Below are 15,527 nucleotides of genomic sequence, written 5' to 3'. Positions count from 1 at the left end.
CTCCTTCTCAAGGCCGACGGGCCGGCGGGATGTTGTGGCCCAGCCGGAAGACGTTGTCCGGGTCGTACCGGCGCTTGAGGGCGGCGAGCCGGCGGTGGTCGTCCGGCTGGTAGGCGGCCGCCGTGCGCGCGGTGTCGCTGAGGAAGTTCAGGAACACGCCACCGGAGGCGTACGGCCGCAGGCGCGCGGCGAGGCCGGCCATGTGCGCGCGCACCTTCGGCAGCGTGGCCCGCTCCAGTTCGGGCGCGACGGCGATGAGCGAGTACGCCGCACCGGGCGGGCCGGACATGCCGCCGTACGGGCGGGGGCGGGCCAGCGCGCCACCCCAGTGCCGCAGCTCGATGACCGTCACCGGCCCGGCCCGGTCGTCGATCTCAGCCAGCAGCAGGTCGACCAGCGACTCGTCGAGATCACGGAACAGGTCCGTGTGCTCCTCGCTGATCTGCGCCAGCGGCTGCGGGTCGGCCAGCGCCGTCGTGTCCGGGTACGCCATCGGCCGGAAGCCACCGAGCAGCGGCGGTCCAGCGGCGGCCAGCAGCGGCGCGAGCGCCCGCTGCCCGTGCTCGGCGGGCCCGGCGTAGCAGGCCCGCAGCGCCAGCACGACGCGCCCCCGGATCGGCTCCGGGATGGCCGGCAGGTCGGGCAGGCGCAGCAGGATCAGCGCGGTGGTCAGCTCGTCCGGCTCGTCCGGCGCCACCTCGCGGTAGCGGGCCAGCACCTCCGCGGCCCGTTCGGCGGCGAAGAACGCGACCCCGCCGAACACGCTGTCGACCGGGAAGAGCCGCAGCCGCAGCTCGGTCACCACGCCGAAGTTGCCGCCGCCGCCGCGCAGCGCCCACCACAGGTCCTCGTCGGCGTCGGGACCGGCGCGCAGCAGGTCGCCGCCGGCGCTGACCACGCGGGCGGCGAGCAGCGAGTCGGCGGCGAAGCCGTACCGGCGCGACAGCCAGCCGAGGCCGCCGCCGAGCGTGTAACCGGCGACGCCGACCTCGGGCGAGGAGCCGGAGATCGGGGCCAGCCCGTGCGCCGCCGCCGCGGCCACCACGTCCGCCCAGCAGGCGCCGCCGCCGACCTGGGCCACCCGGCGCGCCGGATCGACCTCCACTGTAGACATCCGGCCGACGCGCAGCAGCAGGCCGCCGTCGCAGGGCACCAGCGCGCCGTGGCCGGTGGCCTGGACGGCGAAGGGCACACCGGCGTCCCGCGCCGCGGTGACCGCCCGCGCCACGTCGTCCGCGGTGACCGGCTCGACGATCGCCGCCGGGCGCGCGTCGACGTTGCGCCGCCAGGGCAGCCGCCGCTGCTCGTAGCCGGCCTCGCCGGGGCCGTACCAGCGCCCCTCGAAGCCGCGCCACCGCCCGGCGGCGAGCGGCGTACCCACCGGTGCGCTCATCGGATCACCGTGGCCGTGGTCAGGTCGCGGCGGCGGCGCAGCGCCGGCTCGGCCAGCGCGGGCGCGGTGTAGTGCGAATCGGCCTGGTTGAGGGCGGTACCCGGCGGGACGATCTCGTCGATCCGGTCGAGCAGCTCGTCGTCGACGCCGACCGAAGCGCTCGCCAGCAGGTCCTTGAGCTGGTCGAGGGTGCGCGGCCCGAGGATCACCGACGTGACCGCGGGGTGCGCGCGGGCGAACGCCAGCGCCAGGTGCACCAGCGAGCAGCCGGCCTCCGCGGCCAACTTGATCAGCCGCTCGACCGCCTCCCGCTTGCGGATGTTGCCCGGCAGCGCCGGGTCGAACTGGGCGCGATGCGCCGCCTGCCGGCCGCCGCTGAGGTCGATCTCGTCCTGGTACCGCCCGGTTAGCCAGCCCTCGCTCAGCGGGCTCCAGGTCATCACGCCGACGCCGTACCGCTCGCAGGTGGGCAGCACGGCGGCCTCCGCCACGCGGTTGAGGATCGAGTACGGCGGCTGCTCGGTCCGGAACCGCACCAGCCCGCGCCGCTGCGCGATCCACTGCGCCTCGACCAGTTGCTCCGCGGGAAACGTCGAGGTGCCGATCACGCGTACCTTGCCGGAGCGGACCAGGTCGGACATCGCCTCGAGGGTCTCCTCCAGGTCGGTGTCCGGGTCCGGCCGGTGCACCTGGTAGATGTCGATGTAGTCGGTACCCAGCCGCCGCAGGCTGTCCTCGACAGCCCGCATGATCCAGCGGCGCGAGTTGCCGCCGCGGTTGGGTGCGTGGCCCGACGGGTGCATCGGGTAGTGGAACTTCGTGGCGAGCACGATCTCGTCCCGCCGCCCCCGCAGCGCCCTACCGACGATCTCCTCCGAGCCGCCCCACGAGTACACGTCGGCGGTGTCCACGAAGTTGATGCCCGCGTCGAGCGCGGCGTTGATGACCGGTGCGGCGTCGTCGTAGTCCGACCCGCCCCAGGCGCCGAACATCATGGCGCCGAGACAGAACGGGCTGACCCGCATGCCGGTCCGGCCCAGCGTACGTAGCTCCATAATCGATCCACTCCTCTCCGTCGCCTGACCCTCGCAGCCGTCATGGGCAGGGGGCATCACGCGTTTTCGTGACTGCGGCGGCACGCCCGCGGTGCCGCCGTCGACCGTGCCGTTGGCGTGATTGCGCGATGCCTGGGGCGCGGCAACCGTGCCAGCCTCACCGGGGTAAGGCGCTCACGGCGCACCGGTCGTCCGAGGGGACAGCACATGACAGCGACGCGGTCCGGGGTCGGCCCGCTCGATCTGCGGTTGCGGGTGACGCACCGGTTCCGGCCGGTGGAGATGGTCGCGCCCGGCTTCGTGGAGTTCGACACCGACCGTCCCGAGGACGGTGCCCTGGTGCGCACCGGCGTGGGGATGCGCGCACCGTTCGGCGCGGTCGAGGTGACGCCCGCGGGCACCGCCACCGTACGGGCCGGATGGGCCACTGTGGACGGTGAGGCGATCCTCGCCGAGTACGACGCCGTGCGGCGCATGGTCGCCGTCAAGCAAGGTGACACCACGCTCGCTGAGGCCCCCGTGCCCGACGCCGCCGTACCGGCACGGTTCGCGGCCACGCTCACCGGTCGCAAGGTGACCGCCGTGGTGCTCGACGCCGAAGGCGCCTGGGTGCCGCTGGCCACCGCGCTGGTGGAGTCGCCCGACCTGCGCCGCCCGGAGGTGCTCGCACGATACGAGCACGCCTACGGCGGCGCGGTCACCCACGTGCGGGCCGGCTATTTCGGGCAGGTCGGGCTCCGCGACCCGCACCTGATCACGCACGCCGATGGGCGGCCGTACCTGCGCGAGGGCGGCTACCTGTTCACCGTCGGCAACGCCGGCATGGGCTTCGCGCAGGAGGCCCACTGGTCGGTGTGGGCACTCGACCCGGACGACCCGGAGCGGATGGCACAGGTGGCGAAGCTCTTCTTCGCCCACGACGGCATCGTCACCGGCGACAACGCCGGCCAGATCGTCTGGGACGACGAGCGGGAGCGGTTCGTCATCCTGGTCTGCGGCGGCGACCTGCCGACCCCGGGCGTACACGTGCGCCACGCCACCACCACCGCCGACATCACCCGCGGCGTCCACGTCATCGCGAACGAGCGCCTACCCGGGCCGGTCCACCTCAGCTCATGGGAGCCGGCCATCGCGCGGATCGACGGGCGCTGGCACATCGCGTACGCGGACGTGGTCCAACTCGACCCGGAACTGGCCTTCCACCCCGTGCTCGTCACCGCGCGCGAGGGCGGCGACTACCACGAAGGGCTCACCGTCCGGGCGGCGGACACGGCGGTACGGCGTACCGAGGGCTGCGTGCTGCAGCGGTTCGACACCGGCTGGCACCTGCTCGCCACCGACGACGAGGACCGCCGGTACCGCGTGTACGACCTGGATCTGCACGAGATCGGGGCGCTCGACGCCCCGTACCTCGAAGGCGGCCCGCATCCGCAGGTGTTCCCCCTTGCGGGGGACGGCCGCGACTTTCTGATGCTCACCTTCGCCAATGTCCAGTTCCACGAAAAGGTCCTCGGTTACGGCACCGAGGGAGACGTCGTCGTGCTGCGCGGTCGCGCCTGACCGCCTTCTACAGAGACCTGACCGCCTTCTACGGAGAAAGGAACGACCAGCGATGGATACCCTGCTCAGGCTCAGCGACGAGGTGGCGGCGGCCCTCGCCGACCACCGCCCGGTGGTGGCGCTGGAATCCTCACTCATCGCGCACGGCCCGGCGTACCCGATGAACGTGGAGATCGCCGTGGCGATCGAGAAGGCCGTCCGCGACTCCGGCGCGGTGCCGGCGACCGTGGGCATCCTCGACGGGCGGATCGTGATCGGCCTCGACGACAGCGAGATCGCGCGCTTTGGCGAGAAGAAGGGCATCCCGAAGGTCAGCGCTCGCGACATCGGCCGGGTCCTGGCCGGCGGCGGTCCGGGCGCGACCAGCGTCGCCTCCTCCATCGTCGCCGCCGAACTGGCCGGCATCCGGGTCTTCTCCACCGCTGGCATCGGCGGCGTGCACCGCGGCGCGCAGGAGAGCTTCGACATCTCACCGGACCTGCTGCAGTTCACCCGGAGCCGGATCGCGGTCGTCTGCGCCGGCGCGAAGAGCATCCTTGACCTGCGGGCGACCGCGGAGTACCTGGAGACGGCCGGCGTCCCGATCCTGGGCTACCAGTGCGACGAGCTGCCCGCCTTCTACGCGCGCTCCTCCGGGCTGCCGGTCCCCCGCGTCGACGACCTGACCGAGGCCGCCCGCGCGGTCGAGCTTCACTGGCAGGTCAACGGCGGCGGCACGGTGCTGCTCACCGCGCCGATCAACGAGGAGGACGCGCTCGACGGCGCCGAGATCGAGGCCGCGATCACGCGGGCGATGGAGGCGGCGAAGGCGGCCGGCGTCAGCGGCAACGCGGTCAGCCCGTTCCTGATGAAGGCGGTCGGCGAGGCCACCCAGGGCCGCAGCGGCGCGGCGACCCGCGCCGTCCTGATCAGCACGGCGGCGCTCGCCGGCGAGTTCGCGACCGCGATGAGCGCGGTCCGGGAGGGCTGACATGGGTACCCGGATTCGGGCGGCCGTCCTCGACCTGGACGGCACGCTGGTGGACACGCCCAACGCCATCGCCACGATCACGGCGCGAATCCTCGACGAGATGGGGCGGCCGGCTACCGAAGCGGAGATCCGCGGCCTGGTCGGCAAGCCACTGGACCGCAACTTCGCCCAGCTGCTGCGCGTACCGCCGGAGCACGAGGACGTGGCCCACGCGATCGGCCGGTACCGCGAGCTTTTCGGCAAGCACGTGCGGCAGCAGGGCAGGGCGCTGCTGTACCCCGGTGTGGCCGAAGGACTGGCGCGGCTGAGGGAACGCGGGCTGCTGCTGGCGATCGCGACGTCCAAAGTGTACGAAGCCGCGGTGAAGACGGTCGCCGCGACCGGGATCGCCGAGCTGTTCGACGTCATCGCCGGCCACGACTCGGTCACCCGGGGCAAGCCGGAGCCGGACATGGCCGTGTACGCCGCCGGCAAGCTCGGCGTCCCGGTCGCCGAGTGCGTCGGCGTCGGTGACGGCGTCGGCGACATGGAGATGGGGCGCGCGGCCGGGATGGTGAACATCGGTGTGACGTACGGCGTCGCCACCGAGGCCGAGCTGCGCGCCGCCGGCGCCAACGTCATCGCGCACAGCTTCACCGAGGTGGTCGAGCTGCTACCGGCTGGCATCGCGGTCGAGGAGAAGGCATGACGACGACACCGCACCGCATCCCGATCCACCCGGACACGCGGTCCCGGCTGGTCCGCCTCGTGTACGGCTACATGGCCGCGCAGATGGTGCACACCGCCGTGCGGCTGGGCATCCCCGACCTGCTCGGCGCCGGCCCTCGCGACAGCGCGGAGCTGGCCGCGCGGACCGGCGCGCACCAGCCCTCGCTGCACCGGCTGCTGCGCGCGCTGGCCAGCTTCGGCGTGCTCACCGAGCCGGAGCCGGGACGGTTCGGCCTCGGCGACATGGCGGTCCCGCTCACCGAGCACGCCGAGCACCGGTTCACGGCGCTGACCCAGCTGTTCTGCTCGACCGAGTTCTGGCGATCGTGGAGCGACCTGGAGCACAGCATCCGCACCGGTGGGGCGGCGTTCGAGCACGTGTACGGCGTGCCGTTCTTCCAGTACCTGACGGACGCGCCGGAGCTGCTGGCCACCTTCAACGCGGCCATGGCGGAGAACGCGCACTTCGAGGCGCCCCGGTTCGTCTCCGGCTATGACTTCGGCCGGTATGACTCCATTATGGACATCGGTGGTGGTGACGGCACGCTGCTGCACGCGATCCTCGACGCCCACCCGTCGATGCGGGGCGTCATCCTGGAGACGCCCGCGGTCGCCGAGCAGGCTCGGGCGGCCACCGCGCTGGCCGGCCTCTCCGACCGGTGCGAGGTCGTCGCCGGCGACTTCTTCGAGGGCGTACCGGCCGGCGGGCAGGCGCTGCTGATCAAGAGCGTCATCCACAACTGGGACGACGAACGGTGCGTGGCGATCCTGCGCAACTGCCGCGCGGCCATCCGCCCGGACGGCGTACTACTCGTGCTGGAACCGGTGCTGCCGGCCCGGATGGAGTCCGCCACCTGTGTCGAGACCGTCATGAGCGACCTGAACATGCTCGCGCTGACTTCCGGCGGGTTCGAACGCACCGAGGCGGACTTCCGCCGCATCCTCGGTGCCGCCGGCTTCACGCTCAGCGCGATCTCGGAGACCATCCCCGCCACCGACTTCAGGGTCATCGAGGCGCGGGCGAGCTAACCCGTTCTACTGTGGAGGGACATCGATGTCAGCACGCTTCAACGACAAGACTGTGCTCGTGACCGGCGGCGGCAGCGGCATCGGCCGGAGCGTCGCGCTGGCCTTCGCCCGGGAGGGCGCGGCGGTCGTCGTCGCCGGCCGCTCCACCGAGCCGCTCGCGCAGGCCGTCAAGCAGATCGAGGCCGACGGCGGCCGGGCGACCGCGGTGCCAACCGACGTCACCCGCTCGGCCGACGTGGCCGCGCTCGTGCGGCGAACGGTCGAGGCATACGGGCGGCTGGACGTGGCGGTCAACAGCGCCGGCGTTCTGACCGCATTCGGCCCGGTCGCCGACATCGACGAGGAACAGTGGTCGACCATCGTCTCGGTCAACCTCACCGGCATCCTGCTGTCGATGAAACACGAGATCGCCCAGATGCGCCGCGACGGCGGTGGCGTCATCGTCAACGTCTCCTCGAACCTCGGCTCACACCTGCGCGTGCCGATGCTGGGTGGGTACGCCGCTACGAAGGCCGCGGTCTCGGTGCTGACCCGCACCGCCGCCCGCGACCACATCGGAGAGGGCATCCGTATCAACTCGGTCAGCCCCGGCCCGACCGACACTCCGATGTCGTACCAGCCCGGCGAGACCAAGTCCGACCGCGACACCCGCCTGCGTACCCAACTCCCCGTCGGTCGCGTGGGCGCACTGTCCGAAGTGGCCGCCGCCGTGCTGTACCTGGCGTCCCCGGAGGCCGCCTTCACCGTCGGCACCGACCTCGTCCTGGACGGCGGCGCCACGGCCTGACCGTCGCGGGAGAGCAGAGCGGTGAGCGTCGCTCGAACGCCGGTCGCGGCGCGGAACGGCTGTCGGGTGTCCGACATACTCGCTCAGCGGACTGCGTCGGCGGGGAAGCCGAAGGTGTCGTGCCAGAGCCGGCTCGGGCTGAACGTCCAACTGTCGCTGGTGGCCACGAAGACGTCTGCCGCCGGCGTACGGGTGAACGTCACCAGGTCGGCCAGGCCGTTGCCGTCCACGTCGCCGGTGCGCGGGTACTCGCCGGCCGGGCCGAAGTAGTCGTGCCAGCGCTGCCCCGGCCCGAACGACGTACCGGTCGACAGTGCCACGTACACGTCCGCTTCGACGCCCTGTGTGAAGGTGACGATGTCGGCGAGGCCGTCGCCGTCCACGTCGCCGGTGCGTGGTGTTTCGCCGGCCGGAGCGAAGAAGTCGTGCCAGCGCCGGGCCGGCGCGAATCCCGCCCCTGTGGACAGTGCTACGTAGACGGTCGCCCACGGCGACTGGTGGGTGAAGGTGATGAGGTCGTCGCGACCGTCGCCGTCGACGTCGGCAAGCGCCGGGGTCTCGCCGGAAGGGGCGAAGAAGTCGTGCCACCGCTTCGGCGCGGCGAAGGCGGTGCCGGTGGACAGGGCCACGTCCACGGCCGCTGCCTGGTCGGCGGTGACGATGTCGTCGCGGCCGTCGCCGTCGACGTCGCCGGTCAGCAGCCAGCCGCCGGTCCGCGCGAGGTCGTCGTGCCAGCGCGTCCGGGCGGCGAACGCGGTGCCGGTCGACAGGGCCACGTCGATGCCGGGCTGGCCGATCGAAAGGATGTCGTCGCGGCCGTCGCCGTCGACGTCGCCGGTCAGCCAGCGTCCGGTCGGTGATCCGAAGTCACTGTGCCACGCCGTGGCCGGTGCGAACGCGCCGCCGGTCGACAGCGCCACCTGAACGGTGGCGCCGTGGAAGGACAGGATGTCGTCGCGCCCGTCACCGTCCACATCGGTGCCGCCCAATGAGCGGGTCCGGACCGGGGACACCAGGCTGGTCGTCGTGTACCGGGCGGCGGTCCACGCCGGTGCGCCGGGCAGCGGTTCGAGTCGTATGGTGATGGCGGCACGGCCGGCTGTGAGGCTGGCCGGCAATGCGAACCCGTCCTCCAGCCAGCGTTGGTGCGGATTGCCCAGCGGCTGCGACCACAGTCCGGCCGGGACGCCGTCGACCAGTACCTGGGCCGCCTGGTAGCCCTGGAGCTGGTCGGAGAGGCGTCGCAGCAGTACGCCGCGGTTGGCCGGATCGATCGCCATCTGGAAGCTCACCGCTCCGGCTGTGGCACGTACCTGGTCGGTGACGGTGACGTGGTCGTGGTCGCCCTCGAACACGGCGGCCAGGTCAGCCTGGCTCGCACTGCCCGCCTCGGTGTAGGCGTGCGCGGTGCGGGCAGCAGGATCACCGGTGTCGAGCGTGTCGGTCAGGCGCCCACCGCGGCTGGCCTGCGTGTACAGGAAGGTGGTCGACCCGTAGCTGGCCAGGTTGACGTTGGTGCCGCCGTGCTCTATGCCGAACCGCAGCCGGCTCTGGAACGGCACGGCGTCGCTGAGCATGATGCGGTAGGCGGCATCGCACGCGTACACGCAGTTGTTCTCGTCCCGGCGCTCGTAGGCGCTGTGCCCGGTCAGGGGTGCGCTGAACAGGCCGTTGACGAAGTACCAGCCGCCACTGTAGAAGTCCTCGGTGCCGGTGCCGTGCCACTGTGGACTCCTGCTGCCGTCGACGTGGATCCGCTCATCGCCTTCCAGGTAGGTACGACCGAACGGACCACCGTCGGTGCTGCTCATCGTGTGCGAGACGCCGACCACCTTGCCGCGGCCACCGAGCTCGGCGAAGATCCAGTCCGCGCCGTACTCGACGTCGCCGCGGCGGGACAGCGCGGTGAAGTAGCCGGCGTCACCACCCAGGGCGAGCGCGGAGCTCCACTGTGGATCGGAGGCGTAGGTCACCGACAGGTCGGCGTTCACGGCCGCCTGGCCGCTCGCATTGACCAAGGTCACGGTGGCGCTGGTCGCGTACGGCATGGGCCACCATGTGGTGTACCAGCCGCTGGCAGCCGGGTCGACGGCGAAAAGCAGCGAGTCTACGCGGTACTCGCCGAGCCCGGATCCGAAGAACTCCCCGACCGGGGCGTCCACTGTGGTGTGGCCGTCGAAGGCGATCCGCAGGCGGGTGCCGGCCAGGATCTTGTCGTCGGCGGGGTCATGCCCGGACACCTGCGGCAGCCGCAGGCGCAGCGTGGTGATCGCGCCCGACCCGGTCAGCGTCACGGGCGTGGCCTGCCGGCCGGCCGGGAGTGTGAGGGTACGCGTGAGCGTCACCGTACCCGGCTGAGCCGGCTTCGGGTCGGCGGAACCCGCGGCCTTGAGCTTGGCCAGCACGTCGTCGGCCCGGTCCGCCGGGTTGAAGGTGGTGACGCCGGCCGGGTCGGGGAAGCGCCGGTACGACAGGTGGTAGAAGCCGGGGTTGTTCTGCACGGTCACCCGCATCGACGACCGGTAGGGCATCGGCACTTTGATGTACACGCCACCGGAGCTCTGTTCAGCGTTGGCGACCAGCGGGTGCTCGAACGGTGCGCCGAGGTCGCCATCGACCACATCGGACACCGCGGCGTCGAGCACGGTTTGACCATCGAGCACGATCTTGAGCCGGCCGAGTCCGCTGAGGTCGCCGTCGAAACGCGTGAACCAGATCGAGGCGATCTCGCCGGCCCCGGCGGCCTCGGCGAGCACGCAACCGTCCGCCGTGGTGCGCAGGCAGCTGTACCGGTTGTCGCCGCCGTCGCTGGTGTTGCCGCCGGACCTGTCGAAGCTGGAGAACTGGCGGGTCTCGCCGTCGGTGGGTAGGTAGGGCAGCAGGTCGAGGCGGCGGTAGGTGTCCCAGCCCACCACGCGGGTCGGTGCGGAGACAGTGGTGGCGGCGGGCGCGGCGACAATGGCCTCGGCGGGGGCGGCGGCTGGGACGAGCCCGACCGCCGCCAGGACCGCGAGGGTCAGGAGCCTAGACACAGTCGCTCCACGCGACGGTCGGGGCGATGCGGGGCGGCGGGTACATCCCGAAGGTGCTGTAGGGGAAGGTGTTGATGTGGCCGCCACCGTGGGCCCTTACCCGGTAGAAGTGCGTCGGGTCGATCGAGTGCGACGAGGCGTGCGCGCCCGAGGTGTTCGGCGTGCCCCTTTCATATGGGATCGAGTGATGCCATATCAACCTGCCGGTCGTGCAGTCCCACAGGTCGTACTTGAAGCTCGCGTCCAGCACCGCGTACCCGTTGGTGTCCCAGAAGTAGTTCAGATACACGGTGGCGCCATCGCGGCGGATGCACCCGTCCACGCCGACGTCGTACAGCTGGATCGCCTCTGGGTCGAAAATGTCGATCTTGGTTTTGATCCAGTTGCTGTATGTGCGGCCGCACGCGGTCTGGTTCGGCGGCAGTGGCCGGCCACTGACCACGTTGGACGGTGCGCCCTCACCGGCGATGTTCGTGGCCGTCACCATGAACTGGTACGTTTTGCCGATCATCAGGCCGTCGACCTTCAGTGAGGTCTGGCCGGGTACGGGGTACGTCAGCGGCCGGAACGACTCCTGCGGATTCGCGGCGTCGCGCATGTAGACCCAGTACCAGACGCCCGGCCCGGGAGCGTTCCAGGACAGCGTGACGCTGTTGGGGCCCACGGCGTCGACGCGCAGGTTCGTCGGTGCCCGCGGGATCGGCGGCAGTGGTCGTGCGCTGGCCACGTCGGAGTTCGGACCGTCGCCGGCGACGTTCGTCGCCCGCACCTTGTACTCGTAGGTGTCGCCGTTGTTGAGGAGGATGTGCGTCCACGTGGTGTTCCCGCTCAGCGTCGGCGTGGGCGTGAACTTCCCGTTCGCGGTAGCGTTGCGATGCTCGACGATGTACCAGACACCGGGCGCCAGCGCGTTCCACGACAGGGTCACCTTGCCGTCTCCGGCCTGTGCGGTCAGGCCGGTCACCTTGGGCGGCAGCGGTGGCAGCGGCCGCACCCGCACCCCGTCGGACCAGGGGCCCTCGCCGTGCGCGTTGGAGGCGGAGACCCGGTACTCGTAGGTGTCACCGTTGTTGAGCATGGTGTCCACAAGGGAGGTCTGGTCCGTTGGGTACGGGAACTTCTCCCAGTCACCGCTCGGGATCACCTTGCGGCGGTGCACGAAGTAGTACATGCCCGCGCCGAGGCTGTTCCAGGACAGGGTGGCCTTGCCGTCGCCAGGTGCTACCCGCAGACCACCGGGTGCCGGTGGTGTGCCACCTCTGGCGACCATGCTCACCGGCTCGGTGGCCGGGCCTTCGCCGCCCTGGTTGGTGGCGCTCACCTTGAACTGGTAGGTGCGGCCGTTGACGAGCGCACCGGTGAGCACGCTGAGCTTGTCGGTGGGCGATCCCCACTTCTCCCAGTCGCCGTTGGTCGTCGCGTCGCGCTGGTAGACCCAGTACCAGGGCTCGCCCGGCGACGGGTTCCAGGACAGCTGCGCGAAGCCGTCCGGCGTCGGCACCGCGCGCAGGTTGGTCGGTGCCGCGGGCCGGTCGTAGTGCGCGACGGCACTGGCCACATTTGTCGGGGCGGACTCCAGGTCGTAGTAGGTGGATACCACCTTGAACTCGTAGCGGATGCCGTGGGTCAGCCACTGCGCCGTGGCGGTGGTGCCCTTCGAGACCGGGTACGGCCACGGAACGAAGTCACGGTCGTTGGCGCCCCGCTGGTACACGGTGAACCAGCTGCCCTCGCGCGGTGAAGTCCACGACAGATCGATGGTGCCGTTTCCGCGCGGGGTGGCCGTCAGGCCACTCGGCGCCGGTGGCGTGGTCGGCTGCGGCGTCGCCGTCACCACTGTGGACGTCGGTCCCTCGCCGCCGGGGTTGGTCGCACCCACCTTGAACTCGTAGGCGTTCTTGTTGGTCAAATACTTGTAAGTGAACGTGGTCTCGCCCATCAGCGGGACCGGTAGCTTGCTGAACTCGGTCTCCCCCGCGCCGACGTCCTTGATGTACGGGAAGTACCAGACGTTCGGGCCGGGTGCGCTCCAGCTCAGCGTCACCTGAGCGTCGCCGGCGACCGCCCGGAGGTTCTTCGGCGCGCCGGGCAGGGCGGTCCACGATGCGGTCGAGGCCACATTGGAGTACGGGCCGTCGCCGCCGGAGTTGGTGGCCAGCACCCGGAACTCGTACACCCTCGAATGGGAAAGGTACTCGGCCCGAGCCTCGGTCCCGTTGACGATCGGCAGCGGCCAGCGATTGAACTTCGCGTCGTCGTCTTCCTCCGAGGCTTCGCGCTGCTCGACGAAGTAGTACACACCCTCCTCGGGCACCGGATCCCAGCGCAGCTTGATGGTGCCGTCCGGCTCGGCGTTCGCGGTGAGGTTGGTCGGCGCGTGTGTCGGCGGGCCGATCGCCGGCAACGCCGAGTCCGGCAGCGACTTCGGCCCCTCGCCCACCTCGTTGACCGCTGAGACACGGAACTCGTACGTGTGCCCGTTGGTCAGGTAGCGCAGGTCGACAGAGACGTCCCGGACCGGCAGCGGCAGCCGGGCGAACTGGGTCTGCTTCGCGGTCTCGTCCCGCTGGTACACCCAGAAATGCTCGATGTCACCCGGCGGCGGCTGCCAGCTCAGCGCGATGCCCTGGTCGCCTGGGGCCGCGGTGAGCGCCGTCGGCGCGTCGGGAACGCCGGCCGGGTCGACGGCGGCAGGCAACGTGACGCTGACGAAACGCGGCCGGTACAGCCGGACGTCGGCGAGCACGTCGGCGCTCTTGAGGCTGTTGACGTTGTAGGAGACGACGAGCTGGTTGCCGGAGGAGAACGCGGTGTGGATCCGGGCGTCGTAGACGATCGTGTCGCCGCGGCTCTCCGGCGCCTTGTAGACGTGGGTGCGCCCGGTGAACGGCCCGGTCGGCGCGCCCGCGGTGTACGCGACGATGTCCGGGTTGAACGCCAGGTTGGTGTCCTGGGTCAGCAGCACATACCGGCCGTCGTCGAGCTTCTCCAGCCCAAACCCGTCACCCACGCCACTCATGACGGGCGTGGACTTGGCCTCTTCTGTCGACCAGTCACCCGGACCGCCCGTCCAGAACTCCCATGCCGCCTCGGTCTCCAACAGTCCGTTGCGCACCCGGGCGATGTGCAGCAACTTCTGCCCGTCGCGACCCTCCACCCCGTAGATGTAGGTGTAGTCATCCTCCCGCAGCAGCGCGGCGCCCCACTTCAGCGTCTTGCCGAAGCTCAGATCCGTCGCTCCCTTATAAGACATGTCCCTTGTGGAGAAGAAGCCGATCGCCGTGCCCACCTGTGCGACGTCCAGCACGCCCGACCCGGTCTTGCGGTAGTGGGTGTAGAAGGCCGCCACTTCGTCACCCTCGACGGTCGCGTCGTTGACCCAGTAGCCGGCGTCGTTCGGGTCGTCGTCCGTCTCCGGTCTGACCAGCGACTTGGGGTCCGCGGCGTTGCCGCCGGTGACGGTGGGACCGAGGGTGTTGCCGGACTGCACCACCATGCTGTTGTGGATCATCGGAGTGTTGGGCGGCCGGCTGTGGTCGGGGTTCACCGTGCCAAGGAACGTGTCGGAGAACAGCCACGCCACCCGCCCGTCCGGCAGCGCCACCGACGTCGTCTCGTCGCCGCCGGTCCAGTTCCCGCCCTGGTCGCCGTACGCGTTCCACAGCCTGTTGAGGTCGTCGTGCGCGACCGTCTCCGCGTCGCGCGCGCCCGGCGGCGGTACGTACAACAGCCGGTTCGGCGTGCCCTCCATGCCAGCACTGCGCACCGCGTTCTTGTTGGAGTTCGCGATGAGCACCTCGGCGACCTGGGCGGAGGTGAACGTGGGATGCTCGGCGAGGATCAGCGCCGCGGCGCCGGCCACATGAGGCGCCGCGAACGAGGTGCCAGAGTTGTTGTCGACGTGGGCCGGACTCTCGATCCCGGCGGTCGTGATGTCGTAACCCGGGGCGAACAGGTCGACGCACGGCCCCGATGCCGCGTCTGAGATCCTCCTGTCGTTCTGGTCGGTCGCGCTCACCACGATCACCCCGGGCACCGTGTTCGGCTCTTGGGTGCACGCGTTGCCCTCGAAGTTTCCGGCACTGCTCACCACCGTGAGCCCACTATTCACCATGTCGTTCACAGCCCTGTGCACCAGGCCGCTGGTTGGTCCGCCAAAGCTCATGTTGACGACCGCCGGGCGTTGGGCGTTCTTCGTCACCCAGTCCACACCGTGGACGATCTCGACGACACCGGGTTCGAAGTCGCCATTGGCGTTGCACGTCCCAATCCGCACAGACACCAGGCGCACGTTCTTGGCGACCCCGTACTCCTTTCCACCGATCACGCCCGCCACGTTCGTACCGTGCCGGCCCTTCGCACCGGTGCAGTACTCGTGGTCGTCCGGGCTGTACTCGTGCCTCGCCCGGCCCTCGAACGTCTCGTGGTCCACCCGGATGCCGCTGTCGAGGACGTACGCGTGCACGGCGCTGTCCGAGTGGTAGTAACGCTGGTCGCGCTGCTGTGGGATCTGGTCGATCCGGTCCAGGCCCCAGTTCGGCGGGTCGACCTGCGTGCTGTCGAGCCTCACCACCTGGTCCGCCTCTACCACCTCGACCCGCGGATCGCCGGCGATACGACGGGCCTGTGTCGCCGTCGCCGACAGCGAGAAGCCGCCGAGCACCGCGGTGAACAGCGCCTCCACAGTGCCGCCGTACCGGCCGGTCAGGTCCCGCGCCGCCGCTGTGACGTCGACCCCGTCACGAACGTCCACAATGTAGCGACCCGGCAGAGCCGTAGCCAGATCCGCGTTGCGAACCTCCCCCATCCGCCCGCCAGCCGCGGGAACGACCATGACGCCCAGCAACAGTGCGGCCGCCACCGCGGTCGACAGTCGAGAAACCGACCGACCCATTTCTCACCCGCACCCACTCGCCGAGACAGAGCCAGATCATGGTGGCAGCGATCTCCTTTCACGAACCTTTCATGCGGCTGGCCGCGCCGGAGAAGCGCA

At 70.7% G+C, this 15,527-nt stretch carries 9 protein-coding genes; 5 read left to right on the top strand and 4 right to left on the bottom strand.

Translation table 11 applies throughout. The annotated features are described in order from the left end of the window. Positions 1 to 7: 7 nt before the first annotated feature. Both QMG73_RS26195 and QMG73_RS26190 read right to left on the bottom strand, forming a co-directional pair. Positions 8 to 1,393: an FAD-binding oxidoreductase gene (locus QMG73_RS26195; protein ID WP_281899964.1), complete on the bottom strand. Its 1,386-nt coding sequence runs from the start codon at positions 1,391 to 1,393 to the stop codon at positions 8 to 10. After that, complete coding sequence (locus QMG73_RS26190) at positions 1,390 to 2,448, bottom strand: aldo/keto reductase (protein WP_281899962.1); 1,059 nt, start codon at positions 2,446 to 2,448, stop codon at positions 1,390 to 1,392. The genes QMG73_RS26195 and QMG73_RS26190 overlap by 4 nt, the downstream gene beginning before the upstream one ends. Positions 2,449 to 2,655: 207 nt before the next feature. Between QMG73_RS26190 and QMG73_RS26185 the strand changes: the two genes are divergently transcribed. From QMG73_RS26185 to QMG73_RS26165, 5 genes are read left to right on the top strand one after another with little or no spacing between them, the layout of a single operon-like run. Further along, positions 2,656 to 4,008, top strand: coding sequence for a glycoside hydrolase family protein (locus tag QMG73_RS26185; RefSeq protein WP_281899961.1), 1,353 nt, complete (start codon positions 2,656 to 2,658; stop codon positions 4,006 to 4,008). A 52-nt stretch (positions 4,009 to 4,060) separates the two neighbouring features. Then, positions 4,061 to 4,978, top strand: a complete 918-nt coding sequence (locus QMG73_RS26180; protein WP_281899959.1) for a pseudouridine-5'-phosphate glycosidase — start codon at positions 4,061 to 4,063, stop codon at positions 4,976 to 4,978. Position 4,979: 1 nt separating this feature from the next. Then, positions 4,980 to 5,666 carry an HAD family hydrolase gene (locus QMG73_RS26175; protein WP_281899958.1) on the top strand — a complete coding sequence of 229 codons (687 nt, stop codon included), beginning with the start codon at positions 4,980 to 4,982 and terminating at the stop codon, positions 5,664 to 5,666. Continuing rightward, positions 5,663 to 6,715: a methyltransferase gene (locus tag QMG73_RS26170; RefSeq protein WP_281899956.1), complete on the top strand. Its 1,053-nt coding sequence runs from the start codon at positions 5,663 to 5,665 to the stop codon at positions 6,713 to 6,715. The genes QMG73_RS26175 and QMG73_RS26170 overlap by 4 nt, the downstream gene beginning before the upstream one ends. A 25-nt stretch (positions 6,716 to 6,740) precedes the next feature. Continuing rightward, on the top strand, positions 6,741 to 7,502 hold the full coding sequence (locus QMG73_RS26165) for an SDR family NAD(P)-dependent oxidoreductase (RefSeq protein WP_281899954.1): 762 nt from the start codon (positions 6,741 to 6,743) through the stop codon (positions 7,500 to 7,502). A gap of 83 nt (positions 7,503 to 7,585) precedes the next feature. On the opposite strand, the gene QMG73_RS26160 is transcribed toward QMG73_RS26165, so the two are convergent. Next, the gene (locus QMG73_RS26160) at positions 7,586 to 10,534 is read right to left on the bottom strand and encodes a DUF2961 domain-containing protein (RefSeq protein WP_281899952.1); all 2,949 of its coding nucleotides are present in this window, start codon (positions 10,532 to 10,534) and stop codon (positions 7,586 to 7,588) included. Then, the gene (locus QMG73_RS26155; protein ID WP_281899950.1) at positions 10,527 to 15,428 is read right to left on the bottom strand and encodes a fibronectin type III domain-containing protein; all 4,902 of its coding nucleotides are present in this window, start codon (positions 15,426 to 15,428) and stop codon (positions 10,527 to 10,529) included. The genes QMG73_RS26160 and QMG73_RS26155 overlap by 8 nt, the downstream gene beginning before the upstream one ends. Positions 15,429 to 15,527 lie beyond the last annotated feature (99 nt).

Origin of the sequence: Phytohabitans aurantiacus (genome assembly GCF_027923225.1) — a bacterium.
GTDB lineage: Bacteria > Actinomycetota > Actinomycetes > Mycobacteriales > Micromonosporaceae > Phytohabitans > Phytohabitans aurantiacus.
Note: the sequence above shows the minus strand (reverse complement) of the source record. Positions and strands in the feature narration are given on the sequence as shown.

What these genes read in the sequence shown, in the direction of transcription:
- QMG73_RS26195 (WP_281899964.1), bottom strand. Translation starts at nt 1,393, where the DNA reads ATGAGCGCACCGGTGGGTACGCCGCTCGCCGCCGGGCGGTGGCGCGGC.
- QMG73_RS26190 (WP_281899962.1), bottom strand. Translation starts at nt 2,448, where the DNA reads ATGGAGCTACGTACGCTGGGCCGGACCGGCATGCGGGTCAGCCCGTTC.
- QMG73_RS26185 (WP_281899961.1), top strand. Translation starts at nt 2,656, where the DNA reads ATGACAGCGACGCGGTCCGGGGTCGGCCCGCTCGATCTGCGGTTGCGG.
- QMG73_RS26180 (WP_281899959.1), top strand. Translation starts at nt 4,061, where the DNA reads ATGGATACCCTGCTCAGGCTCAGCGACGAGGTGGCGGCGGCCCTCGCC.
- QMG73_RS26175 (WP_281899958.1), top strand. Translation starts at nt 4,980, where the DNA reads ATGGGTACCCGGATTCGGGCGGCCGTCCTCGACCTGGACGGCACGCTG.
- QMG73_RS26170 (WP_281899956.1), top strand. Translation starts at nt 5,663, where the DNA reads ATGACGACGACACCGCACCGCATCCCGATCCACCCGGACACGCGGTCC.
- QMG73_RS26165 (WP_281899954.1), top strand. Translation starts at nt 6,741, where the DNA reads ATGTCAGCACGCTTCAACGACAAGACTGTGCTCGTGACCGGCGGCGGC.
- QMG73_RS26155 (WP_281899950.1), bottom strand. Translation starts at nt 15,428, where the DNA reads ATGGGTCGGTCGGTTTCTCGACTGTCGACCGCGGTGGCGGCCGCACTG.